Annotated in this window: 20 protein-coding genes; 8 read left to right on the top strand and 12 right to left on the bottom strand. The window is 33.8% G+C overall.

Features of this window, described 5'->3' with window-relative positions; translation table 11 throughout:
* Window positions 1–30: 30 nt before the first annotated feature.
* Window positions 31–1266: a 3-deoxy-D-manno-octulosonic acid transferase gene (locus E1J38_RS09665; protein WP_133356352.1), complete on the bottom strand. Its 1236-nt coding sequence runs from the start codon at window positions 1264–1266 to the stop codon at window positions 31–33.
* Between the two features lie 115 nt (window positions 1267–1381).
* Between E1J38_RS09665 and E1J38_RS09660 the strand changes: the two genes are divergently transcribed.
* A complete protein-coding gene (locus E1J38_RS09660; RefSeq protein WP_133356351.1) occupies window positions 1382–2536 on the top strand; it encodes a DegT/DnrJ/EryC1/StrS family aminotransferase in 1155 nt (384 codons plus the stop codon).
* A complete protein-coding gene (gene galE, locus E1J38_RS09655) occupies window positions 2529–3548 on the top strand; it encodes a UDP-glucose 4-epimerase GalE (protein WP_133356350.1) in 1020 nt (339 codons plus the stop codon). The genes E1J38_RS09660 and galE overlap by 8 nt, the downstream gene beginning before the upstream one ends.
* A gap of 48 nt (window positions 3549–3596) precedes the next feature.
* On the opposite strand, the gene lspA is transcribed toward galE, so the two are convergent.
* From lspA to E1J38_RS09635, 4 genes are read right to left on the bottom strand one after another with little or no spacing between them, the layout of a single operon-like run.
* On the bottom strand, window positions 3597–4100 hold the full coding sequence (gene lspA, locus E1J38_RS09650; protein WP_133356349.1) for a signal peptidase II: 504 nt from the start codon (window positions 4098–4100) through the stop codon (window positions 3597–3599).
* A 10-nt stretch (window positions 4101–4110) separates the two neighbouring features.
* Window positions 4111–4992, bottom strand: coding sequence for an ACP S-malonyltransferase (gene fabD / locus E1J38_RS09645; protein WP_133356348.1), 882 nt, complete (start codon window positions 4990–4992; stop codon window positions 4111–4113).
* A gap of 40 nt (window positions 4993–5032) precedes the next feature.
* Entirely contained in the window at window positions 5033–6331 is a 1299-nt protein-coding gene (locus E1J38_RS09640) for a Kelch repeat-containing protein (RefSeq protein ID WP_133356347.1), read from the bottom strand.
* Between the two features lie 4 nt (window positions 6332–6335).
* Entirely contained in the window at window positions 6336–7250 is a 915-nt protein-coding gene (locus E1J38_RS09635; protein WP_133356346.1) for a dihydrofolate reductase, read from the bottom strand.
* Window positions 7251–7554: 304 nt separating this feature from the next.
* Between E1J38_RS09635 and E1J38_RS09630 the strand changes: the two genes are divergently transcribed.
* On the top strand, window positions 7555–7851 hold the full coding sequence (locus E1J38_RS09630) for an isoamylase early set domain-containing protein (protein WP_133356345.1): 297 nt from the start codon (window positions 7555–7557) through the stop codon (window positions 7849–7851).
* A gap of 67 nt (window positions 7852–7918) precedes the next feature.
* Here E1J38_RS09630 and E1J38_RS09625 read toward each other — a convergent pair whose 3' ends face one another.
* The 6 genes from E1J38_RS09625 to E1J38_RS09600 all read right to left on the bottom strand — a co-directional run bounded on the left by E1J38_RS09625 (window position 7919) and on the right by E1J38_RS09600 (window position 13916).
* The gene (locus E1J38_RS09625) at window positions 7919–8761 is read right to left on the bottom strand and encodes a hypothetical protein (protein ID WP_133356344.1); all 843 of its coding nucleotides are present in this window, start codon (window positions 8759–8761) and stop codon (window positions 7919–7921) included.
* 10 nt (window positions 8762–8771) lie between these two features.
* The gene (locus E1J38_RS09620) at window positions 8772–9596 is read right to left on the bottom strand and encodes a thymidylate synthase (protein ID WP_133356343.1); all 825 of its coding nucleotides are present in this window, start codon (window positions 9594–9596) and stop codon (window positions 8772–8774) included.
* A gap of 251 nt (window positions 9597–9847) precedes the next feature.
* A complete protein-coding gene (locus E1J38_RS09615) occupies window positions 9848–11353 on the bottom strand; it encodes a NupC/NupG family nucleoside CNT transporter (RefSeq protein WP_133356549.1) in 1506 nt (501 codons plus the stop codon).
* 9 nt (window positions 11354–11362) lie between these two features.
* Entirely contained in the window at window positions 11363–11983 is a 621-nt protein-coding gene (locus E1J38_RS09610) for a bifunctional nuclease family protein (protein WP_133356342.1), read from the bottom strand.
* A 118-nt stretch (window positions 11984–12101) separates the two neighbouring features.
* Window positions 12102–13061: an electron transfer flavoprotein subunit alpha/FixB family protein gene (locus E1J38_RS09605; protein ID WP_133356341.1), complete on the bottom strand. Its 960-nt coding sequence runs from the start codon at window positions 13059–13061 to the stop codon at window positions 12102–12104.
* A gap of 108 nt (window positions 13062–13169) precedes the next feature.
* Entirely contained in the window at window positions 13170–13916 is a 747-nt protein-coding gene (locus E1J38_RS09600; protein WP_133356340.1) for an electron transfer flavoprotein subunit beta/FixA family protein, read from the bottom strand.
* 327 nt (window positions 13917–14243) lie between these two features.
* Here E1J38_RS09600 and E1J38_RS09595 point away from each other — a divergent pair, with 327 nt between their 5' ends.
* From E1J38_RS09595 to E1J38_RS09585, 3 genes are all read left to right on the top strand, one after another.
* The gene (locus tag E1J38_RS09595; RefSeq protein WP_133356339.1) at window positions 14244–15221 is read left to right on the top strand and encodes a pyruvate dehydrogenase complex E1 component subunit beta; all 978 of its coding nucleotides are present in this window, start codon (window positions 14244–14246) and stop codon (window positions 15219–15221) included.
* A gap of 65 nt (window positions 15222–15286) precedes the next feature.
* Window positions 15287–17788 (top strand): DUF5686 and carboxypeptidase-like regulatory domain-containing protein, encoded by a 2502-nt coding sequence (locus E1J38_RS09590; RefSeq protein ID WP_133356338.1) that lies wholly within the window; start codon window positions 15287–15289, stop codon window positions 17786–17788.
* A gap of 172 nt (window positions 17789–17960) precedes the next feature.
* Window positions 17961–19496, top strand: coding sequence for an NADP-dependent isocitrate dehydrogenase (locus E1J38_RS09585; RefSeq protein ID WP_133356337.1), 1536 nt, complete (start codon window positions 17961–17963; stop codon window positions 19494–19496).
* Between the two features lie 271 nt (window positions 19497–19767).
* Here E1J38_RS09585 and E1J38_RS09580 read toward each other — a convergent pair whose 3' ends face one another.
* Window positions 19768–20076, bottom strand: a complete 309-nt coding sequence (locus E1J38_RS09580; RefSeq protein WP_133356336.1) for a hypothetical protein — start codon at window positions 20074–20076, stop codon at window positions 19768–19770.
* A gap of 479 nt (window positions 20077–20555) precedes the next feature.
* Between E1J38_RS09580 and E1J38_RS09575 the strand changes: the two genes are divergently transcribed.
* A complete protein-coding gene (locus E1J38_RS09575) occupies window positions 20556–21083 on the top strand; it encodes an inorganic diphosphatase (RefSeq protein WP_133356335.1) in 528 nt (175 codons plus the stop codon).
* Between the two features lie 273 nt (window positions 21084–21356).
* Entirely contained in the window at window positions 21357–23693 is a 2337-nt protein-coding gene (locus tag E1J38_RS09570; protein WP_133356334.1) for a sodium-translocating pyrophosphatase, read from the top strand.
* Window positions 23694–23902 lie beyond the last annotated feature (209 nt).

Raw genomic sequence — 23902 nt, 5'->3', positions numbered from 1 at the left:
CTGTTAAATTATTTATAATTCAAAATCTATTTATATACGTAAATAATCGAGGATTTGGATGACGGCTCCTCTATTTTCCTCAATATATTCTCTGTTTTTTGACCCACTTTTTACACGAAAGTCACTGTCGTCGATTAGTTTATTTAGAATTAAAGTGAAATCTTTTTGATTTGAAACCGAAAACATACCGCCCTTATTAATCATAGCTTGCGCTTCAGGAAATTTATTATGATGATTTCCAATAATTATTGGAACCCCAAATACAGCAGGTTCTAAAGTATTATGTAACCCTGTATTGCCTAGAGCTCCTCCAACATAGGCAATACTGGCATAACTGTAAATTTTAGAAAGGATACCTATGGTATCAACAATAAAAACTTGGGCTTCTTTTAAATTGTTATTTTCTTTTTTAGAAAATAAAACGGTTTTAGTGTTTAGTTTTTCTTTAAGGTTATTTATCTGATTTGGCTTAATGTTATGTGGTGCAACAATAAACTTTACTTCATTTGAGATATTTGAGTTTATGAAGTCTGTTAAAAAGGCTTCTCCTACTGGCCATGTACTTCCTGCAACAATACATAGTTTGTCATCTTTGAATTCTTCAATAAAATCTAACATATTGTCTTGTTCCAGCTGACTTAAAACCCTATCAAAGCGAGTGTCTCCAGAAACAGTTACATTTTTGTAATTTATAGAATTGAGGAGTGCCTTAGATGCTTCATTCTGAGTAAAAATATGATCAAAAGCAAATAGAGCTTTCCTTATCTTTTTGCCATAAAACTTAAAATAAGATTGATTTTTTCTAAAACTAGCAGAAATTAAGATGGCTTTTAGTTGTTTTTTTTTAAGAGTGTTTAAAAAATTGGGCCAAATATCATATTTAACAAAAATGGTGAGTTCAGGATTTACAATGTCTATAAATTGTTTTGCGTTTTTTGGTGTGTCAATTGGTAAATAAACAACTAAATCTGCAATAGGTGAGTTGTTTCGTATTTCAAAACCAGAAGGAGAGAAAAAACTAAGTACAATTTTATGATTTACATAATGTTTTCTCAATTCTTTAAAAACAGGAAGCCCTTGTTCGTATTCTCCCAAAGAAGCACAATGAAACCATAACGTTTTGTCTTTACTGGTTATACTATTTTTTAAAAGGGTAAAGGTTTTAGCTCTTCCGCTTACACCTAATTTAATTTTATGATTAAAAGGCGCTACACATTTTAAACCAGAACTAATAAAATTAATGCCAATGTTGTACAGAAAACTCAATATTGTTTATTTGCTGCTAAAATACATTTCTTTAAGTAAATTCATTGGTTTAGCATTACGTTTTTTGTAATTTCGTGGCTTCTAAACTCGGTGTTTTGAGTTATAATTTTTTCAGATGAAGAAAATTCAAATGGTTGACCTTAAAGGTCAGTATAACAGCATAAAAGATGTTGTAAACCCTTCTATTCAAGAGGTAATTGATTCTGCTTTTTTTATTAATGGACCCAAGGTTCATGAGTTTCAAAAAAATTTAGAAAACTATTTAGGTGTTAAACATGTTATACCTTGTGCCAATGGTACCGATGCATTACAAATAGCAATGATGGGACTAGGTTTAAAGCCTGGAGATGAGGTTATAACCGCAGATTTTACTTTTGCTGCTACTGTTGAGGTAATTGCTTTGTTGAACCTAACACCTGTTTTGGTTGATGTAAATCCTGATGATTTCAATATAAATATTGAAGCCATTAAAAAAGCAATAACACCAAAAACAAAAGCCATTGTTCCAGTGCATTTGTTTGGTCAGTGTGCTAATATGGAAGCCATTATGGAAATTGCCAAAACTCATGATTTATATGTGATTGAAGATAATGCACAGGCTATAGGTGCTAACTATACTTATACCAACGGAGATAAAGTTAAGGCAGGTACTATAGGTGATGTTGGTGCCACATCTTTTTTTCCATCAAAAAACCTTGGATGTTATGGAGATGGCGGTGCCATTTTTACTAATAATGATGAATTAGCACATACCATTAGAGGAATTGTTAACCATGGGATGTATGAGCGTTATCACCACGATGTAGTTGGGGTTAATTCACGTTTAGATAGTATTCAAGCAGCAGTTTTAGATGCTAAATTACCTTATTTAGATGATTACAATAAAGCTAGGCAGCATGCTGCAAAAAAATATAATGAAGCGTTTAAAGACATTGATTCCATAACTGTTCCTCAAATTTCTAATAATTGTGACAGTATTTGTAGCAATTGCGATTGTCATGTATTTCATCAGTATACGCTTAGAGTAACTGATGTTGATAGAGATGCTCTTGTGAAACATTTAAATGAAAAGGGGATTCCGTGTGGTGTTTATTATCCAATTCCTCTTCATAAGCAAAAGGCGTATTTAGATGAACGCTATAATGAAGACGATTTTAAAGTAACCAATCAATTAGTGAAAGAAGTTATTTCATTACCAATGCACACAGAATTGGATGAAGAACAGATAGCATATATTACATCAACAGTTATAAAATTTATAAATGGATAAAATATTAGTAACCGGTGGATTGGGATTTATAGGATCTCACACCGTTGTAGAATTGCAAGAGGCAGGTTATGAGGTTGTTATTATTGATGATTTATCAAACTCTTCAGAAAATGTACTTGATGGTATTACCACTATAACGGGTAAAACACCAATTTTTGAAAAAATTGATCTAAAGGAAAAAGATACTGTAGAGGCCTTTTTCAAAAAACACAGTGATGTAAAAGGCGTGATTCACTTTGCAGCTAGTAAGGCGGTTGGTGAGAGTGTTCAGAAACCTTTATTATATTATGAGAATAACATTGGTACACTAGTTTATCTCTTAAAGGAGTTAAAAAACCTACCAGAAGCAAGTTTTATATTTAGTTCTTCTTGTACGGTATACGGACAAGCCGATGAGTTGCCTATAACTGAAAGCGCACCAGTAAAAAAAGCTGAGTCTCCTTATGGGAATACCAAACAAATTGGTGAAGAAATTATAAGAGACACATGCAAGGTGGTGCCAACTTTGAAAGCTATTGCATTGCGTTATTTTAATCCCATTGGAGCGCATCCTTCAACAGAGATTGGAGAGCTACCTATAGGGGTTCCGCAAAATTTAGTGCCATTTATAACGCAAACCGCCATTGGTATTAGAGAGCAGTTGTCTGTTTTTGGAGATGATTATCCAACACCAGATGGTACCTGTATTAGAGATTATATACATGTAGTAGATTTGGCAAAAGCTCATGTTGTAGCCTTAGAAAGATTGTTAAAAAACAAAAACAAAGCTACTTACGAGACTTTCAATTTAGGCACTGGAAAAGGAAGTTCTGTTTTAGAAGTTATTAACTCATTTGAGCGTGTTTCTGGCAAAAAGTTAAATTATAAAATTGTAGGCCGAAGAGAGGGTGATATAACCGCTGCATATGCCGATACCACAAATGCTAATCAAGTATTAGGTTGGAAAACCCAAATATCTCTGGATGAAGCAATGCTTTCTGCTTGGAAGTGGGAGCAAAAAGTGAGAGGTTAGTTACAAATAATATAAACAATAAAAGCTGATTAAATATTTAATCAGCTTTTATTGTTTTATATCTGCAGGTTTCTTTTTAAACAGCGCAATAAAAACTAGAATAATCATTCCAGTGCTAACAAATACATCTGCTACATTAAAAATGCCAGTCCTTAATGTGTCTGTTAATTTGATATGCCAGAAATCAGTAACGCTACCGTACATAAAGCGGTCATATACATTGGCTATACCACCACCTATAATGCTAGCAAAAGCAAAAAGTGACCAATTACTTAAACTTTTGTCTTTAAACACATATCTAAGCACAAGTCCTAAAACAACTACAGGTAGAATTAATAATAGAATCACTCTTAGTGTTTCATTCAAATCACTGCCCATACCTAAAAAAGCGCCCTCATTTTCAACATTATGCAACGTGAAATAATGTCCGAAAATTTCGGAAACACTCCCTGCTTTTACATTGGCTCTAACCCAAACTTTAGAAATTTGATCTAAAGCTATAGAGCCAATAACTATTAATATGATGAATGCCGACCGACGAGAAATCTTCATTTATTAAAATTTATAAAGTAGCCGAGGCAACTTCAGATTCTCTATTAATTTTTTTAACTAAACCTTGTAATACTTTACCCGGACCAACTTCTGTAAATAAAGTAGCGCCGTCAGCAATCATTTGCTGAACAGATTGGGTCCAACGAACAGGTGCTGTTAATTGTGATATCAAGTTGGTTTTAATCGAAGTTTCATCTGTAACTGCATTAGCGGTTACATTTTGATAAATAGGACAGTTTGGTTTGGTAAACAAGGTGTTTTCTATAGCTGCAGCCAATTCCTCACGAGCGGGCTCCATCAATGGAGAATGGAATGCTCCTCCTACAGGTAATACCAAAGCTCTGCGGGCGCCAGCTTCCTTTAAAGTTTCACAAGCTTTATTGATAGCATCAATGTCACCAGAAATAACTAATTGACCAGGGCAATTATAGTTAGCTGCAACTACCACACCTTCGGTAGAAGCACAAACCTTTTCTACAATGTCATCATCTAAACCTAAAACAGCTGCCATGGTACTTGGTTGTAATTCACAAGCTTTTTGCATAGCCATGGCACGTTGGGATACCAATTTTAATCCGTCTTCAAAATTTAGAGTGCCATTGGCTACCAGAGCAGAAAACTCGCCAAGTGAATGACCAGCAACCATATCTGGTTTAAAAGAGTCGCCTAATGTTTTTGCTAAAATCACCGAGTGGAGAAAGATAGCAGGTTGGGTAACCTTGGTTTGCTTTAAATCATCAGCAGAACCTTCAAACATGATATCTGTAATATTAAAACCTAGTATATTGTTGGCTTGTTCAAATAATTCTTGTGCTTCAGCAGATTGCTCATAAAGATCCAGTCCCATTCCAGAGAATTGTGCACCTTGACCAGGAAATATATATGCGTTCATATTAGTTCGTTTTTTTAGTGTGGCAAAAGTACATGAATTTTTAGTTACTTACCAGATTAATGATTTTTTTGGCGTTGCCATTATAACTTATTTCTAAAGTTGCCTTATCATTAGATACATCTGAAAGATGTTTTATTTTTATATTGAAACTACCATTAGCATCCACCAAAGTAAATTTATGGTTTGATTCTATTTTGAAAGCAGGTGCATTTACTCCTGTAATATTAACTGAAGTGATAAAGCTACCTGTATTGCCACCTTCATTTTTAATATCAATAGAGGTTGATGATCCTCTGGTTATGGTAACTATTTCGGGTGCTTTTAAATGTGAACTGGTTAAAGAGAATCCAGATGGAGTATCTTCGTTATACACCTCCATATTTAATTGTCTGCCACCACCTCTGGTGGGTGAGCCTGCAGCAATGTAAATACCTTTCCCAGAAAGTATAGCCTGCGTACCATGCCTTGGATGGTTCATGTTGGCTTTATTAGACCATTTTTTAGTTTTCGGGTTAAAGGCTTCTACAATTTTATAAGCCGGCCCTTTTTCTTCGCCTTCACCGCCCATTACCAATAATTCATTGTTAAAAACTGAAACACCAGGAGCTGCTCGCGGCGTAGGTATATCATTTTTTAATGTAGACCATGTTTTGGTATTAAAATCATAAACATCAACAATACTTACAAGGGGTCCAAAAACGCCTCCCTTCCCACCAGAATGCCTTCCAGCAACAGCGTATAGTTTATTGTCAATAACAGCTGCACTAAAATGGTCTCTTGCCTGAGAGGCATTTTCTAAAACAGTCCATGTATTATTTATTGGGTCATATTCATCAAACCAATTTACGTAACCACCATCATGGCCTATTGTATTACCTCCAACTAAGTAAAATTTGTCATTGTAAACTACTAAACCAGCACCACCACGTCTTCTGTCCTCAGGGATTTCAGGTCCTTTAATCCAAACGTCGTTAGCTGGATGATATAGCCAAACATTTTCTTCGGGAAGTTCTTTGGGGAAATTATTAGTTTTAAAGGATCCAATTACCCAAATAAAACCTTTGAAGAACGTAGCCTGAAAGTGGTTAAATTCTTTAGGAGCTCTACTCTTTGCGGTTGTCCAAGTATTGCTTTTAAAATCGTAAAGATCTAATTTATGGGCAGATTCTCGGCCTCCAAACATGATAAATTTGTCTCCAGCTTGAACAAAAGAACATTCATGGCGAGCAGTGTAGTTTTCATCTTCATTTTTATCAATCCATTGGTCTTTAACCTGAGAACTTGACTTGCATGACACAAGGATTAAACAAAATATAATCGTAGAGCTTAGAATTCTCATATTTTTAGATTCTAATGTAAGTTAAAAAAGAAAACTCATAATCGTGATTTTCGTCTTTTTGGTGAAATTCATTAGCTGTTTCTTTCCAAATTTTAGAATCTATTTCAGGGAAAAAGGCATCAGCGTCAAACGTTTCGTGCACTCTGGTGATTTCAATTTTATCTGCAATAGCCATGGCTTGTTTGTAAATTTCACCACCACCAATAACAAAAGGTTGTGAATCATTTTTTGAAACTTCAATGGCTTTTTCTAAACTGTTCACTATTATTATACCGTCAGGAGCTTTATAGTCTGTTTGCCTTGTAATGACAACATGTGTTCTATTGGGCAAAGGCTTTGGAAAGCTCTCAAATGTTTTTCGGCCCATAATTATATGGTGACCATTTGTTAAAGCTTTAAACCTTTTTAGATCATTACTTAAATGCCAAATGAGTTTGTTGTCTTTTCCAATGGCATTGTTTTCAGCAGCAGCAACAATAATAGTGAGTTCAGAAGTTTTATCTTTTAAGGAAAGTTCTTCATTATAAATTTCACTCTCAGCAATATGAGGTGCTTCTTTTATTAGTTCTTTCTTTATTTTTTCAATCCTAGTTTTTTGTTCAGCAACTAGCTTGTTTAGTTGTTTTTGTTCCCAGGTTTTACCCATGAATTTATGGGTTACAAATACATTAAAGGTATGATAAAGTAGCAAAAAGAGCCAGATGATAACAGCAAATACAAACCATTCTTTTTCAAATGGTGTAAAATCCTTGCCAATACCCAAAACTGTATTAGCCGCTATTAATAAAATAGATCCTATAAGAAATAATACAAAATGAATGTATAAACGTTTTTTCTGTTTAATACGTCTTTGGGCATTTTCAATTAATTCTAGTTGCTCTTTGTCTATTTGAGCCACATTTTTTTTCTTTCCGAACATACTTCTAAAATAAGGACTGTAAAGTTACTATTTTATATGAGACCTTTTAGTTTGAATTGTTACATAAAACGGTGTTTTTCGCAAACGATGTAGTGTTAAATTATCTGAAAATCAGCGTTAAAGCATTATTTTTATTGTTGATAATACGTTATTTTTTTCACATAATTTTTTCAATACCGCAAATTATTGATATTAAATATTACTAAATTAATAATTCTTTTGGTTTAAGAGCTTTTAATATAGACTAGTAGGGGATTGTTTCATAAATTTGCACCATAAAACAACACGCAAAAAAATTTAAATTATGGCTATTAAAAAACAATACTTAAAAAGTAAACCAGTATGTAAGGTTACTTTTTCTATAGAGGCAGAAGACGCAAAAAAAGTTTCTGTAGTTGGAAGTTTTAATGATTGGAATGCAAAAAAGGCACCTCTAAAAAAATTAAAGAGTGGTGTATTTAAAGGAACTATAGATTTAGACAAAGATAGCTCTTATGAGTTTAAGTATTTGGTAGATGGAGAATATGTAAACGATGTTGCTGCTGATGCATATGCTTGGAATGATTTTGCAGGAGCAGAAAACAGTATTGTAACTGTTTAAGTTAAAAACAACATATTTTAATAAAAAGCGCTTTCTTTTTAGGGGGCGCTTTGTGTTTTTTAGGCTTTTATCTTTCTAAACTTAATAAGATAGGTAGAGAAAAAGAAACTACGACCTCCTCTTCTTTGTAGATACCAGATTTTATAAATTTTGGTATTAGTTTAATTACCCTAATAGTTTCTTTTTTTACTCTGCTATCAGTTACATTAGTTTTTATATTTTTTATTTCTCCATTTTTACCAACTTTAAAATCCAAATAAATTTTAACTAAACCATTTGGTAGTTTAGAATCATATAGGATATCTAAATCAAAATGATTAGAAAAGAGTTCAGAAATTTTATTGCTGATACATTGTCGGGTTTCTTCATTTGTTAGATTTTCACTGCAACCATCATAAAGAGGGAGTCTGTCTAGGAAATTTAAGGGGGCTTCAATTGACTTAAAACCATAAATGGGATGTATTCTTTTTTTTAGTCTGTTTATTTTAAAACCAAAAATATTATCAAGTTCTATTGAAACTTTATTATTGAATTTATCTAATGGAGGTTTAATTTCGGGAAGTTTTTTTAATATGTACATTAAAGAAAGCGCTTTTTCTTCCTCATAGACAACTGATAAGAAAGATTTGTTTTTTACAAGTTTTCCTTTCTTATCAATAAATAAATTTGAATAAAATAGTATAGTATCTTTCTTAGAAGATTCTATTATGGTTTCAATATCTTCTTCTTTAATATTTTTAGTTATAAAATCTTGAAACTTTTTTTCGAAACAGCGTTCTAGATGTTTTTCAATGTCACAACCTTCAAATAATATGAAGTCTCTTTTATATTCTACCATCTCTTCATTTTGAGAATAACTTCTTGAGAATGGAAGTGCTAAAATGAAAAAGGTAAGAAGTTTTAAAAACATAAAATGACTTTTACACGGCCACAACCCCTTTTATATGTGGGTGCGGATTGTAATCTAATAATGTAAAATCTTCAAAAGTAAAGTCGAAAATATCTTTGATATCTGGGTTCAAGATCATTTTTGGTAATGGTCTTGGCTCTCTAGAAAGTTGTAATTCCAACTGTTCAAAATGATTACTATAAATATGGGCATCGCCAAAGGTATGTATAAATTCACCTGGTTGGTAACCGCAAACTTGCGCCATCATCATGGTGAACAAGGCATAGGATGCTATGTTAAAAGGAACACCCAAAAAGATATCAGCACTGCGTTGATATAACTGGCAAGATAACTTTCCATCGGCTACATAAAACTGAAAAAAGGCATGACACGGTGGTAATGCTGCTTTACCATTGGCTACATTTTCACCAAAACTTTTTGATGTATCAGGTAATACCGAAGGGTTCCAAGCAGAAATTAACATTCTTCGGCTGTTAGGATTGTTCTTAAGTGTATCAATAACCTCTTTAATTTGATCTATTTCATCACTGTTCCAATTACGCCATTGGTGTCCATAAACTGGACCTAGATCACCGTTTTCATCGGCCCATTCATTCCAGATTCTAACGCCATTTTCATTTAAATATTTAATGTTGGTATCACCTTTTAAAAACCAAAGGAGTTCATAGATAATAGATTTTAAATGGAGTTTCTTGGTAGTAACCATAGGAAAACCTTCGCTTAGGTCAAAACGCATTTGGTAACCAAAAACGCTTTTCGTTCCTGTTCCTGTTCTGTCTCCTTTTTCGTTTCCGTTTTCTAAAACATGTTTTACTAAGTCGTGATATTGCTTCATATCTATTTCCTATAAAAGAAGGTATTTGTTTTAATTAAACAATAGTGCAAATTTTTACGAATGTGTTTCGCAATTTAGTAAAAAAGAGATGTACTATTTTTAGTAATTAAGATGTAGATATAAAAAGTTATTAACGGTTTTTAACCGTGCCTATAGATAGTATATCAAGTAAAAAAAAACTTTTTGATTGTTGTATCAAAAATATCTTTTAGGTAAGTTTTTTGAAGAGGTTCCTTTAAAAAAAGTGATTATTACCCTATTATCATGCCAGCAATAGTTGCTGAAACCAAAGAAGCTATTGTGCCGCCTAATAAAGCTTTCATGCCAAATTTTGATAGAAGCTTACGTTGCCCGGGTGCTAAAGATCCAATACCACCAATCTGAATACCTATGGAAGCGAAATTTGCAAACCCACAGAGCATATATGTGGCCATTACTATAGACTTTTGGTAGTTAAGATGTAAAGTGTTATTTATGTTTTTTAATTCAACAAGCTGGATGTATCCAATAAACTCACTGGCTGCAAGTTTGATTCCTATTAATTGCCCCATCATCATGGTGTCTTCTTTCGCTACTCCAATTAACCACATTAGTGGCGCAAATACAGTTCCTAAAATGGATTCAAGTTTTAAACTATCATAAGGACTATTATTAGCTACCCAATCGTTAATGCCTCCTATGGTTCCAAGTTTAAACAAGCCGTAGTTTATCATAGCAATAAAAGCTACAAAAACCAATAACATTGCGGCCACGTTTACAGCTAATTTTAAACCTTCGGTAGTTCCGTTTGCAATAGCGTCTAAAATATTTGAGCCTATTTTGTCTGCAGAAACTTTCACATCTTTATTAATGGCTTCTGTTTGAGGATATAATATCTTTGAAATTACAATAGCACCTGGGGCTGCCATTACAGAGGCAGCAAGTAAATGACTGGCAAAGTATTCTCTTAAAACAGGGTCATCGCCTCCTAAAAATTGTATATAAACAGCTAAAACACCTCCGGCAACAGTTGCCATGCCTCCAATCATTACCAAAAGCATTTCAGATTTATTCATTTTTTCTAAATAGGCTTTTATCATTAAAGGAGATTCGGTTTGACCTAAGAAAATATTACCAGCAACACTTAAACTTTCTGCTCCTGATATTTGCAACAGTTTGGTGAGTAACCAAGCTAGGGCTTTTACCACTTTTTGAATAATTCCTAAATAAAACAGCACCGAAGTAAGTGCTGAAAAGAATATGATTGTTGGAAGTATAGTAACAGCGAAATTTAGCAAAGGGTTTTCAATTTCCCCAGTTGAAAATGCACTAAACAAAAATTTTGTTCCAGCCTCAGTAAATGTTAAAACCTTGTTGAAGGCTTTACCCAAGTAATTGAAAATTGATTTAACAAAAGGGACTTTCAAAATTAAAATGGCAAGTATCAATTGGGAAGACAAACCAATACCAACGGTTTTCCAGTTTATTGCTCTTTTGTTACTACTAAAAATAAAGGCGATAAAGATTAAAGAAATCATACCCAGCACACCACGCCATAAACTGTTGAGCGAAAATCCTTGACTAGGGATTATAGTTCCATTTGTAGTTTTGACTTCTAAAGCATGATTAACTAAAGTAGTATTAGAAGTATTGTTAATTTCTGTCTCTTGAACTGTGGCGGTAACTTTATGAGGTGTTACTTTTTCTGTTTCTTGTGCTGATATTGAAGTTGAAAAAACTAAAAAAACCACAAGAATAGTCAGAAAAAGTTGTTTCATCATTGGTACTTATTTTCGTTTAGAAATTTCGTCTCTAATATGAGCTGCCTTTTCGTAATCTTCGTTTGTAACAGCTTCGTCCAATAATATTTCTAGTTCTTCTAACGTTTTGCTGGCGTAATTTTCTCGGGGAGATGGTTCTAATTCGCTAGCCATCAAATCATCTACTAAAACGCTATCTTCTGTAGATTCGCTTTCGTCATCCTTTGTTGGATTAACTTTTAAATAAATCCCGGCTTTATCTAAAATATTTTTATAAGTAAAAATAGGAGCCTCAAAGCGCAACGCCAAGGCAATAGCATCACTGGTTCTAGCATCAATGATTTCTTCAATTTTATCACGCTCACATATCAAACTTGAAAAAAACACACCATCAACCAATTTATGGATGATAACCTGTTTTACTACAATATCAAACCGGTCTGCAAAATTTTTAAATAAATCATGTGTTAATGGTCTGGGTGGACGAATCTCCTTTTCTAAAGCAATAGCGATGGATTGAGCTTCAAAAGCACCAATAACAATAGGAAGTTTTCGTTCGCCATCTACTTCGTTTAGTATGAGTGCATAAGCACCATTTTGGGTTTGACTGTAAGATATTCCCTTTATATTTAATCGAACTAAACTCATATTTTATAAAAGCACAAAGAACTGTTTAAATTTGGAATTTACCAACTGCTAAACACACATTTAGATGAAATCTACCAAATTATTCCATGTAATTAGAGGATACAAGTTATGAAAAAAATTACTGTTGAGCCTTAAACGCTTTTAATTTTTCTATGAGTGCAGGTACTACTGTAAAGGCGTCTCCAACCACACCGTAATCTGCCGCTTTAAAGAATGGCGCTTCGGCATCGGTATTAATAACTACTTTTACTTTTGAAGCGTTTACACCAGCTAAATGTTGAATAGCTCCAGATATACCAATAGCAATATAAAGGTTGGATGCAACAGGTTTTCCAGTTTGCCCAACATGTTCACTATGTGGTCTCCAGCCCAAATCTGAAACTGGTTTAGAACAAGCAGTGGCGGCACCCAAAACATTGGCTAATTCTTCAATCAAGCCCCAGTTTTCTGGACCTTTTAGACCACGTCCACCCGATACAACAATGTCAGCATCGGCAATGGTTACCTTATCAGTAGTTCTGTCAACTGATTCAACTTTTAGATTAGACGGTTCAATTACAGGCAAAAAGTCTTCGGAAGAAGCACTGCCATTACTTTCAACTAAACCAAAAGCATTACTAGATACCCCAACAATTTTAATATCGGTATTAATTTGAGTGATTTCAAACGCTTTGTTTGTAAAGGCATTTCTTTTTACTGTAAATGGAGATGTATTACTAGGTAATTCAATGACGTTAGAGGCATAACCTGCTTCTAGGCCAACAGCTAAAAGTGGTGCCAAATACTTACTATCTGCACTGGAACTCACTATAACTATTTTAGTATTCTCTTTTTCTGCAGCTTGTTTGATAATATCAGCATAAATTTTAGCATTAAACAATCCTAATTCTGAATTTGAAACACTTAAGACCTTATCAACACCATAATTTCCCAACGGTGAAGTGTCATCTGCATTTATAGAAACTGCTGTAACCGTTGTTCCTAATTGATTGGCTACTGCTTTGGCGTATGAGGCTACTTCAAAAGCCCCTTTTTTAAATTTTCCCTGATCTGATTCTGTATATACTAAAACGGACATAATATTTTCTTTTTTGTCATCCTGAACTTATTCCAATGCACATTGGATTTCAAGATTTCATTATTTTTTTACTGAAAGGATTCCGAAATCAATTCGGAAAAGTTGATACTAAATTACTTTTGCTTCATTGTGAAGTAAATTAATTAACTCATCTAAATTGTCTTCAGATACTAGCTTTACTGCTCCTTTAGGCGCTGGTTTTTCAAACTTAACTGAAGATGTCTCTGGATTACTTTCTAGAGGGGCAATAACTGTTAAGGGTTTTTGACGTGCCATCATAATCCCACGCATATTAGGGATGCGTAGTTCACTTTCTTCAACTAATCCTTTTTGTCCACCAATAACCAGAGGTAGCTCTAAAGAAACTGTTTCTTTCCCGCCATCAATTTCTCTGGTAGCTATAGCAGTATTACCATCAACCTCTAAGCCAATACAGTTGTTTATAAAATTGGCATTGGTTAAACCAGCTATCATACCCGGTACCATGCCACCATTATAGTCTATAGACTCTCTACCTGCAATAACTAAATCAAAACCGCCATCGGTAATTACTTTTGCTAATTGTTTAGCAACCGTAAAACCATCTGTAGCTTGCGTATTAACACGAATAGCAGCATCAGCGCCAATAGCTAAAGCTTTTCTAAGTGTAGGTTCTGTCTCAGATCCACCAACATTTGCAACGGTAACTTTAGCTCCCTGCTTTTCTTTAAACCACATGGCACGCGTTAGACCAAATTCATCATTAGGGTTTATAACAAATTGTACACCATTGGTATCAAATTTGGTGTCGTTCTCTGTGAAATTTATCTTAGAAGTTGTGTCTGGAACATGGCTAATACAGACTAAAATATTCATAAATATACGTTTAAAATAGACAATTTTTTATGGCTACGAAGGTAATTATTTTATTTATAAAAAATACTATGCGCGCATAGTATTTTTTATAAATATTACAAAAAAACAGAAAATAGTGTGTATTTCTTCATTAATTCTAAAGATCACTACAAATAAACTAAAGAATCAATTAAATAATAGAACTTATTTTAAATAGTAATTTTTCATCATAATTAAATGATTTCTGTTAAATTATCAATTTTCACTGCGCTGCTATTTTACTACAAAGTTTTATAGTTAATTATAATCAATAATTCTTATTTTTGCATCTCGAATAAAACAAGATTAATGAAGACAATTCAATTTAGAGAGGCTATTTGCGAAGCTATGAGTGAAGAAATGCGTAGAGATGAAAGCGTATATTTAATGGGCGAGGAAGTAGCAGAATACAATGGAGCTTATAAAGCTTCAAAAGGAATGTTGGATGAATTTGGTCCTAAGCGTGTTATAGACACCCCAATTGCTGAACTTGGTTTTGCAGGTATTGCCATTGGGTCTACCATGACTGGTAATAGACCTATTGTAGAATACATGACCTTTAACTTCTCTCTAGTTGGTATTGACCAGATTATTAATAACGCCGCTAAAATTAGGCAAATGTCTGGCGGTCAGTTTAAATGTCCAATCGTGTTTCGTGGGCCAACAGCTTCTGCGGGTCAGTTAGGAGCTACCCACTCTCAGGCTTTTGAAAACTGGTTTGCTAATACGCCTGGTTTAAAAGTTGTAGTGCCTTCAAATCCTGCTGATGCTAAAGGGTTGTTGAAATCTGCGATTCGAGATGATGACCCAGTCATTTTTATGGAAAGTGAACAAATGTATGGTGATAAGGGCGAAGTCCCTGAAGGAGAGTACTTAATTCCTATAGGTGTTGCTGATATAAAAAGAAAAGGTGACGATGTAACCATTGTATCATTTGGAAAAATTATTAAGGAAGCTTACAAGGCAGCAGATGAATTAGCTAAAGAAGATATTTCCTGTGAAATCATTGATTTACGTACTGTTCGTCCAATGGATAGAAAAGCTATAATAGAGTCTGTAAAGAAGACTAATAGATTGGTAGTGCTAGAAGAAGCTTGGCCTTTTGGAAGTGTGGCAACAGAGATTACATATTTGGTTCAGTCTGAAGCATTTGATTATCTAGACGCACCTGTAATTAAATTAAACACAGCTGATACGCCCGCACCATATTCTCCGGTATTACTGAAAGAATGGTTGCCAAATAGTGAAGATGTTATCAAAGCTGTGAAGAAAGTATTGTATCAATAAAAGAATTTTTTTTACGTTATATAAACTTCATTAGTAAGTAATTGCTGATGAAGTTTTTTTGTATTATGAAGTTGAGATTACTTAGCATATTCTACTTTATTTGCTTTAGTGCGTTTTCCCAAACTAAAGTGAGTGGTCATGTTTTTGATGAATACAACCAACCCATTTCTTTTGCTAATGTTATATTTCAAGGCTCTACAGAAGGAACAACTACTAATGAAAATGGTAAATTTTATTTAGAGTCTGAGGATACTTGGGGTGTGCTAACTATTTCTTTTATTGGTTATGAAACCTTAAAAATTTCATTGGATAAAAAAGTAAACTACAATTTAAAATTTATACTTAAAGAAGAAGCTGCTCAATTAGATGCTGTGGTTTTATTAACTGGAAAGCAATCTAAAAAAAACAATCCTGCCATTGATATCCTTAGAAAAATTTGGGAAAATAAACGAGAAAATGGTCTTAGACGTTTTAAACAATATGAATACGATAAATACGAAAAAGTAGAGTTTGATATTAATACCATAGATAGTGCTTTGATAAAAAGTAAATTATTTAGAGGTATGGAGTTTGTTTTTAATGAAGTAGATACCTCTCGCGTTACTGGCAAAACTTATCTGCCCATGTTTATAAATGAAGCGGCGTCAAGAGTTTATGGTGACAATGTCATTAACAAAGAAAAGGAAGTTTTAAAAGGTAATAAGAACTCTGGGTTTAATGATAATCAAGTAATTATTGATTTTGTTGATGACCTATACTCCGATTATAATGTGTATGATAACTATCTTAAGTTTTTTGATAAGAGTTTTGTAAGCCCATTATCAAGAACGGGTATCAATACTTATAACTATGTGTTGTCTGATAGTGCTTATATTGATAATAAGTTATGCTTTAATATTATTTACTACCCAAGGCGTAAAAACGAACTCACTTTTAAAGGTGATTTTTGGGTAGCAGATACCACCTACGCAGTTAAGGAGATTAACTTACAAGCCTCAAAGAGTGCGAATATAAACTGGGTAAAAGAAATTTATATTGAGCAGGAGTTTGAAGTATTGAATGATTCTATTTTCTTAGTAAAGCGAGATTATATGATGTCTGATTTTGCTTTAAGTAAAAAGGAAAAATCAAGAGGCGTTTATGGAAAGCGCACCACTCTTTACGATAACTATAAATTTAATGCTCAAAAGGATAAAAAATTCTATGATGCTGAAGTCTATAATTATGACAAAGATGTTTATGACAGAGATGATGCCTTTTGGGAAAAGAACCGTTTAGAGGCTTTAAATAAAGACGAAAAAGGGGTCTATAAAATGCTAGATACCTTAAAGACTGTTAAAAAGTTTAAGCAGATGTATAATCTGGGCAGTATTTTATCTTCTGGATACATAGAGTTTAATACATTACCTCTAGATTATGGCCCCATTTTTTCAACTTTTGGTTTTAATGAAGTTGAGGGGCTAAGGTTGCGTACTGGAGGGCGAACTTATTTTGGTAGAAATGATTTATGGCGTTTAGAAGGGTTTTTAGCATACGGATTTAGAGATGATAAATTCAAATATGGCATTTCAGGAAAGTGGTTGCTAGACAAAAAGAGCCGATTGATTATTTCTGGAGGAAATCGTCGTGATGTTGAGCAAATGGGTGCTAGTTTAACAAATTCAACCGATGTTCTGGGACGAAGTCTAGCTTCTTCAGCTGTAGTAACCGCAGGTGCTAATGATAAATTAACAACAATCAATCTTACAAGTTTTGCAATTGAAGCAGAGCCTTTTAAAAACCTAATTTTAAGATTGGGTGCTAATTATAGAACTTTAGAGTCGGCCTCACCAACCTTTACTTTAGATTACAATACGCCAAATGGTATAGCATCTGAGATTAAACAATTTGAAACCACGGCGTCACTATACTTTTTTCCAGGTAGAAAAATGACTGGTTTTGGAGTAGAGCGTTATGATGCTAACGACGATTATGCGCGTGTTTTTGCGCAGGTTAGTCGGGGAGATAGAAGTATGTTTAATAGTGATTTTGATTACACCAAAGTACAATGCTCCTATGTGCAACCTTGGCAGTTGGGTGGCTTTGGTAGGTTAACCACCTCTATTGAAGCAGGTAAGACTTTTGGAGAAGTACCTCTTGGTTTGTTGAGTGTTATTCCCGGTAACCAATCGTACTTTTCTATTTACAATACCTTCTCGCAACTAGATTTTTATGAATTTGTATCAGATACGTATACTTCATTTCATATAGAGCATAACTTTAACGGACGCTTATTTTCTAGAATTCCATTCCTAAGGAAATTTAATTTAAGAGAAATTGTGAGTGTTCGTGGCGTTTGGGGAGAAATATCTGATGAAAATGTGGCCTTAAGCACAACCAATAACCCTTTTAATATCCCTTTGGTAGCTCCTAGCGATAAAATTTACTATGAATACGGGCTTGGGATTGGTAATATATTTAAAGTTTTTAGAATTGATTTTAACTTCCGAGGAAACTATAAAGATGAAGCGTTATATCCAAACGCCAGAAAATTTGGAGTAACGGGAAGTTTTGGGTTTAATTTTTAATGGATTTGTTTCAATTGAAATAAATTTATCTCTCATTTTAATTTATTAGTCTGTTTTATTTTACTGAAAAAATCAATTTCACATAAAATATATTTATGTTTTTAATAAAAAATATAAATAAAAATATATCATTTCTTTGTTTTAATTTTGTCTTACATAAAAAAAATAAGACATGGAAGCAGAATTATTAAATGGTAGTTTTAAGAAGAATAGTGTAAGTCAAAAGCTTAATGAAACTAATAACAAAGTAAAAATAGCTGTTGCCCAAGGAGATGGCATTGGGCCTGAAATAATGGATGCAACACTTAAAGTCCTTGAGGCGGCAGGCGCTAATATAGAGCCCAATTTCATTGAGTTAGGAGAGCAAGTATACTTATCTGGAAATACTTCAGGTATTTCAACTAAAGCTTGGGAAACTATTGGTGATACAAAAATAATATTAAAGGCACCTGTAACTACACCGCAAGGTAAAGGTTATAAAAGTCTTAATGTAACTTTACGAAAATCATTAGGGTTATTTGCAAATGTGCGTCCTGTTAATGCTTTACACCCTTTTGTGAAAACTAACTTTCCTGATATGGATGTAGTGATTATTCGTGAAAATGAGGAAGATTTGTATGCAGGCATCGAGCACCAACAAACAGATGATGTGGTTCAATGCCTAAAACTAATTACAAGACCAGGTTGTGAGCGTATTGTGCGTTATGCTTTTGAATATGCCAAAGCTTTTGGTAGAAAGAAAGTAACGTGTATGATTAAGGACAATATTATGAAATTAACAGATGGTTTATTCCATAAAGTGTTCTTAGAAATTGCAGCTCAATATCCCGATATTATTAATGAATCTCAAATTATAGATATTGGTGCGGCCCACTTAGCGGCCCATCCAGAACGTTATGATGTGATTGTAACATCAAACCTATACGGAGATATCATATCAGACATTGCTGCTGAAATTGGTGGTTCGGTTGGTATGGCAGGATCTGCAAATATTGGGAAGAATATTGCTATGTTTGAGGCTATACACGGTTCGGCTCCTGATATTGCGGGAGAAAATGTAGCCAACCCTTCAGGGTTATTAAATGCAGCTATTAATATGTTAGCCTACATAGGGCAGACTGAGGTAGCAGATATAGTAAAAAATGCTTGGTTATCCACATTAGAAGCTGGCTATCATACTGCCGATATTTATGACAATAAATTCAGTATTAAAAAAGTATCTACCTCAGAATTTGCAGATGCTGTTATAGATAGGTTAGGAGAAAAACCAAGCAAGTTACCCAAAAGTACAATGGCTAGTGGTACAGGAAAAATCAGTATTCCTGATTATAAGCGCAAAGAGGCTGATAAACAATTGTTGGGGGTTGATGTATTTATAGATTGGAAAGGAACAAATCCTGAAGAAATAGGAGAGATACTTTCTAATATTAGTGCTTTCAAACTCAAGTTAAAAATGATTACTAACAGGGGCGTAAAAGTATATCCAAAAGGCTTGAAGGAAACCTATTGTACAGACCATTGGCGTTGTAGATTTGTTGCTATGGATGCAGATATAGAAGGAGGAATACCAATATATAAGCCGGTAGAATTTGAGCAGATTATTGCGCTGCTTTCAAAACTACATAGTGAGGGTATGGATGTTATAAAAACTGAAAATCTTTATGAGTTTAATGGTAAAAGAGCGTTCTCACTAGGGCAAGGTGAATAACAAAATGATTTTAATAAATGAATTAAAAACATTGTAAAGAGCTTAATTTAATCATAAATAATATTTATATATAACATAAAAAATATAAATAAAAATATATAAAATTCAAATATTATATTTGTAGAAAGAAAAGGAAAAAAATTGTTTAGAAAAAATTTATTCACATAATTGATTAGTTTAGAGTTAGTTCAAAAGTGCGATTTTTTAAAAATCGAATTGAAATCCATGATTTAATCATGGATTTTAATTTTTAACTCTATTCCCAATTCAACTACTTTCGGTTATTATTTTTAAATTTCTCAAACTCTGAGGCTCTTTCTAATTTAGGAAAAGTATTATTGAATACATCTGAGTCTGGAAATTCAAAATTGGGGTCTAAGCTTACGGTTTCAACCTTTTTATATTTAACGAAAGTTTGTGTTACTATATATTCATTTCTCCTCCAAATTTGAGCCTGAAGTTTATCTATTGCTTTCGTTCCATCTGTAAATACCCATTCAATTGTAACGGGCATTACTAAGCCACCTATGTTTTTAATGGTAACTTTGTAAATATTTTTACCGGAAAGTTGTTTTCTCACTTCAGATTCATCTAATCTAGATAAAAAGCCTCCATAAGTAGCATCTGGTGTGTTTGTTATATTAATGGTTTCCTCACCAGAAAGAATGTTGTTTACTTCGTCTAATTCGGCTTTGATTTTATAATCAGCACGTTGTTGCCAATAGTCTTTTCCGGTAGCTCCAATTGCTGTTTGGTAATTATTTGGAGGAATAATTAAATTATCAAAGGGTTTAAATTAACCTTTCCAGGGTTGTGTTTGCGCTTTTATGTTAAGAGAAAACACCAGAGAAATGAAGCATAAAACGTTTAATTACACAATAATTGAGGTAGTCAGATTCAATAAATGCTCACAATATAGCAAATATTGATAGGGCTTTTTAACAAATTACTTTAGAAGTTAAATCAACTTTATGCTTTTGTAAAAATATTAAAATGTGAGAATTTATTGTTGTTAAAAGCTAATAGGTTCAGTAACTTTGCAGCCTAAAACAGAAAACTATGGCTAAGAAAAAAGAACTTACTTTTGATGTTCTTATTGAAATTCCAAAAGGAAGTAGAAACAAGTATGAATATGATTTCACATTAAACAAAATTCGTTTTGATCGCACTTTGTTTTCATCAATGATGTATCCGGGAGACTACGGATTTATCCCTGAAACCTTAGCTTTAGACCAAGATCCATTAGATGTTTTGGTTTTATCTACAGAGCCTTCTTATCCTATGGTAGTAATGGAGGTTAGACCAGTAGGAGTGTTTCATATGACTGATGAAAAAGGACCAGATGAAAAAATTATTTGTGTTCCGGTGTCAGATCCAGTATGGAGTCACAGAAGTGATATTTCAGATTTAAATCCGCATAGGTTAAAAGAGATAGAGCACTTTTTTCAGGTATATAAAGATTTAGAAAAGAAAAAGGTTGATGTTGGCGGATGGGGAAACTCAGAAGAAGCTATCCGGATTTATCATGAATGTGTAAAACGATATGAAGATAGTGAGCACAAGAAAAAACGTACTTTTGTCATTTAGTAAAAATAAATCATTATAGATAATTGAATAAACCATCTTAAGTTTTTAAGATGGTTTTTTTTTGTTCAAAATCTAAAAGTTAGGTTTTATAATGGTGCTTATTTTGAATTCATCAATAGTAAAAAGCTAACATATATCATTGTATTGTAAATATTATAAATTAAAGCTTGATTAAATATGAAATCTTTAATTTGTATAGGTTTTTTTTATCACTTTAATTTTGCTATTTTTAGCGCCTTGAAAAATAATTAATATAAACTAACTGATTAAAATATGGAATTTATAGTTGATTTTTTACCGTTGTTCGGTGTTGTAGCTTTGGCATTCGTATTTATTAAAAGTGCTTGGGTCTCAAAGCAGGATCAAGGTACGGATACCATGAAAAGAATCGCCAAAAATATTGCCGATGGTGCCATGTCATTTCTTAAAGCAGAATACAAAATTTTAGCTGTTTTTGTAGTGGCTGTAGCTATCCTATTATACTTCAAAGGTAACAGTGAAGAAGGTTCTAATGGTATGGTGGCTGTATCCTTCATTGTAGGAGCCATTTGTTCTGCTTTAGCAGGATTTATTGGGATGAAAGTAGCCACTAAAGCTAACGTTAGAACCACTAGTGCAGCAAGAAACTCTTTGGGTAAAGCTTTAGAGGTGGCATTTGCTGGTGGAGCCGTAATGGGATTAGGTGTTGTTGGACTAGGTGTTTTAGGTTTGAGTGGCTTATTTATGATTTATAGTGAAATGGGTTGGGGAATAAATGAGGTGCTTAATGTGCTTTCTGGATTCTCATTAGGAGCATCATCTATTGCATTATTTGCTCGTGTTGGTGGGGGTATCTATACCAAGGCTGCAGATGTTGGTGCCGACTTAGTAGGAAAGGTTGAAGCTGGTATTCCAGAAGATCACCCTTTAAACCCTGCAACTATTGCAGATAATGTAGGAGACAATGTAGGAGATGTTGCTGGTATGGGTGCTGATTTATTTGAATCATATGTGGGCTCTATTATTGGTACTATGGTACTTGGGGCTTTAATCACTACTGGTAATTTTGATGGTCTAGGCGCTGTATACTTACCTTTAGTATTAGCTGCAGTTGGTATCATCATGTCTATTATAGGTACTTTCTTTGTAAAGGTTAAAGATGGGGGGTCTCCACACAAAGCTTTAAACCTTGGAGAATTTGGTTCAGCAGGTCTAATGGTGATAGCTTCTTATTTCATTATTGATATTATGTTAGCTGATACATCAAGTTTACCTTATGGTTCTACAGGAGTGTTTATTGCAGTAATTGCTGGTTTAATTGCTGGTTTAGCTGTTGGAAAAATAACAGAGTATTACACAGGAACTGGAACAAAGCCGGTAAACGCTATTGTTAGGCAATCTGAAACGGGGGCAGCTACAAATATTATTGCAGGTTTAGGAACTGGAATGATGTCTACCATGATTCCAATTTTATTAATTGCTGCCGCTATCTTAGTATCACATCACTATGCAGGATTATATGGAATTGCTATTGCTGCTGTAGGTATGTTAGCTAATACCGGAATTCAATTAGCGGTTGATGCTTATGGACCCATTTCTGATAATGCTGGAGGTATTGCTGAAATGGCAGAATTACCAAGCGAAGTTAGAGAGCGCACTGATAAGTTAGATGCGGTTGGAAATACTACTGCTGCTATTGGAAAAGGATTTGCTATAGCTTCGGCTGCCTTAACAGCACTTGCTTTATTTGCTGCTTTTATGGAAACTGCTGGTGTAGTTGCTATTGATGTTTCACAGCCAAAAATCATGGCTGGTTTGTTAGTTGGTGGTATGTTGCCGTTTGTGTTTTCTGCCTTATCAATGAATGCAGTTGGTAGAGCAGCTATGGCTATGATTGAAGAGGTACGTCGTCAGTTTAGAGATATACCTCAATTAAAAGCGGCTTTAGATGTTATGAGAAAATATAACTCTGATATGACTAAAGCATCGGATGCCGATAGAAAGATTTTTGATGCTGCTAATGGGGTAGCAGAATATGATAAGTGTGTTGAAATTTCAACACAGGCGTCCATTAAAGAAATGGTATTGCCTGGGCTGTTAGCTATTGCTGTTCCAGTTGCTGTTGGATTTATTGGAGGTGCTGAAATGTTAGGAGGTTTACTTGCAGGTGTAACTACTTGTGGTGTGTTAATGGCTATTTTTCAATCTAATGCTGGTGGAGCTTGGGATAACGCTAAAAAGACTATTGAAGAAGAAGGTAGAAAAGGAACCGATGCTCATAAGGCTGCGGTAGTTGGAGATACTGTTGGAGATCCTTTTAAAGATACTTCAGGGCCATCATTAAACATTTTATTAAAGTTAATGAGTGTGGTTGCTTTGGTAATTGCACCAAGTTTAGTATCAGATGAAGCAGTTCAGGCTTACAATGATGTTAATAGTAATAATGATGTTGAAATGGTTGAGGTTTCAAAAGAAATAAAAGTGAATATGAGTAATAACAATGATGGCACAGTTAAAGCGGTTGTTACTGTTGTAACTACAGAAAACGGGGAAGCGTCAACTACGTATGAAACTTTTGAAGGAACAGAAGCTGAAGTAAAGGCAAATATTGATGCTGTAAAGAAGAGTTAACTGATTAAACTAAATAAGACTAACTAAAACTAAAAACCACGCTATTCTCGGCGTGGTTTTTTTATGTGTTGTCTCGTCCTGAAAAAAGTTGACCATAACATTTAGAACTATGGGAAACAAAAGGCAGTTAAGAAAAAAGCAAGAGTCCCCAAGAAATTACAGTGAGAACTTCAAACGTTTGGTTGTATCTGAATACGAGCAAGGTTTTT

Source organism: Seonamhaeicola sediminis (genome assembly GCF_004358095.2).
Lineage (GTDB): Bacteria > Bacteroidota > Bacteroidia > Flavobacteriales > Flavobacteriaceae > Seonamhaeicola > Seonamhaeicola sediminis.
The sequence above is the reverse complement of the archived record's forward strand: the minus strand, read 5'-3'. Positions and strand labels throughout refer to the sequence as shown.

Bases quoted from the DNA above. Each gene is read 5' to 3' on its own strand.
- E1J38_RS09660 (WP_133356351.1), top strand. From the start codon at position 1,382: ATGAAGAAAATTCAAATGGTTGACCTTAAAGGTCAGTATAACAGCATA.
- galE (WP_133356350.1), top strand. From the start codon at position 2,529: ATGGATAAAATATTAGTAACCGGTGGATTGGGATTTATAGGATCTCAC.
- lspA (WP_133356349.1), bottom strand. From the start codon at position 4,100: ATGAAGATTTCTCGTCGGTCGGCATTCATCATATTAATAGTTATTGGC.
- fabD (WP_133356348.1), bottom strand. From the start codon at position 4,992: ATGAACGCATATATATTTCCTGGTCAAGGTGCACAATTCTCTGGAATG.
- E1J38_RS09640 (WP_133356347.1), bottom strand. From the start codon at position 6,331: ATGAGAATTCTAAGCTCTACGATTATATTTTGTTTAATCCTTGTGTCA.
- E1J38_RS09635 (WP_133356346.1), bottom strand. From the start codon at position 7,250: ATGTTCGGAAAGAAAAAAAATGTGGCTCAAATAGACAAAGAGCAACTA.
- E1J38_RS09630 (WP_133356345.1), top strand. From the start codon at position 7,555: ATGGCTATTAAAAAACAATACTTAAAAAGTAAACCAGTATGTAAGGTT.
- E1J38_RS09625 (WP_133356344.1), bottom strand. From the start codon at position 8,761: ATGTTTTTAAAACTTCTTACCTTTTTCATTTTAGCACTTCCATTCTCA.
- E1J38_RS09620 (WP_133356343.1), bottom strand. From the start codon at position 9,596: ATGAAGCAATATCACGACTTAGTAAAACATGTTTTAGAAAACGGAAAC.
- E1J38_RS09615 (WP_133356549.1), bottom strand. From the start codon at position 11,353: ATGAAACAACTTTTTCTGACTATTCTTGTGGTTTTTTTAGTTTTTTCA.
- E1J38_RS09610 (WP_133356342.1), bottom strand. From the start codon at position 11,983: ATGAGTTTAGTTCGATTAAATATAAAGGGAATATCTTACAGTCAAACC.
- E1J38_RS09605 (WP_133356341.1), bottom strand. From the start codon at position 13,061: ATGTCCGTTTTAGTATATACAGAATCAGATCAGGGAAAATTTAAAAAA.
- E1J38_RS09600 (WP_133356340.1), bottom strand. From the start codon at position 13,916: ATGAATATTTTAGTCTGTATTAGCCATGTTCCAGACACAACTTCTAAG.
- E1J38_RS09595 (WP_133356339.1), top strand. From the start codon at position 14,244: ATGAAGACAATTCAATTTAGAGAGGCTATTTGCGAAGCTATGAGTGAA.
- E1J38_RS09590 (WP_133356338.1), top strand. From the start codon at position 15,287: ATGAAGTTGAGATTACTTAGCATATTCTACTTTATTTGCTTTAGTGCG.
- E1J38_RS09585 (WP_133356337.1), top strand. From the start codon at position 17,961: ATGGAAGCAGAATTATTAAATGGTAGTTTTAAGAAGAATAGTGTAAGT.
- E1J38_RS09575 (WP_133356335.1), top strand. From the start codon at position 20,556: ATGGCTAAGAAAAAAGAACTTACTTTTGATGTTCTTATTGAAATTCCA.
- E1J38_RS09570 (WP_133356334.1), top strand. From the start codon at position 21,357: ATGGAATTTATAGTTGATTTTTTACCGTTGTTCGGTGTTGTAGCTTTG.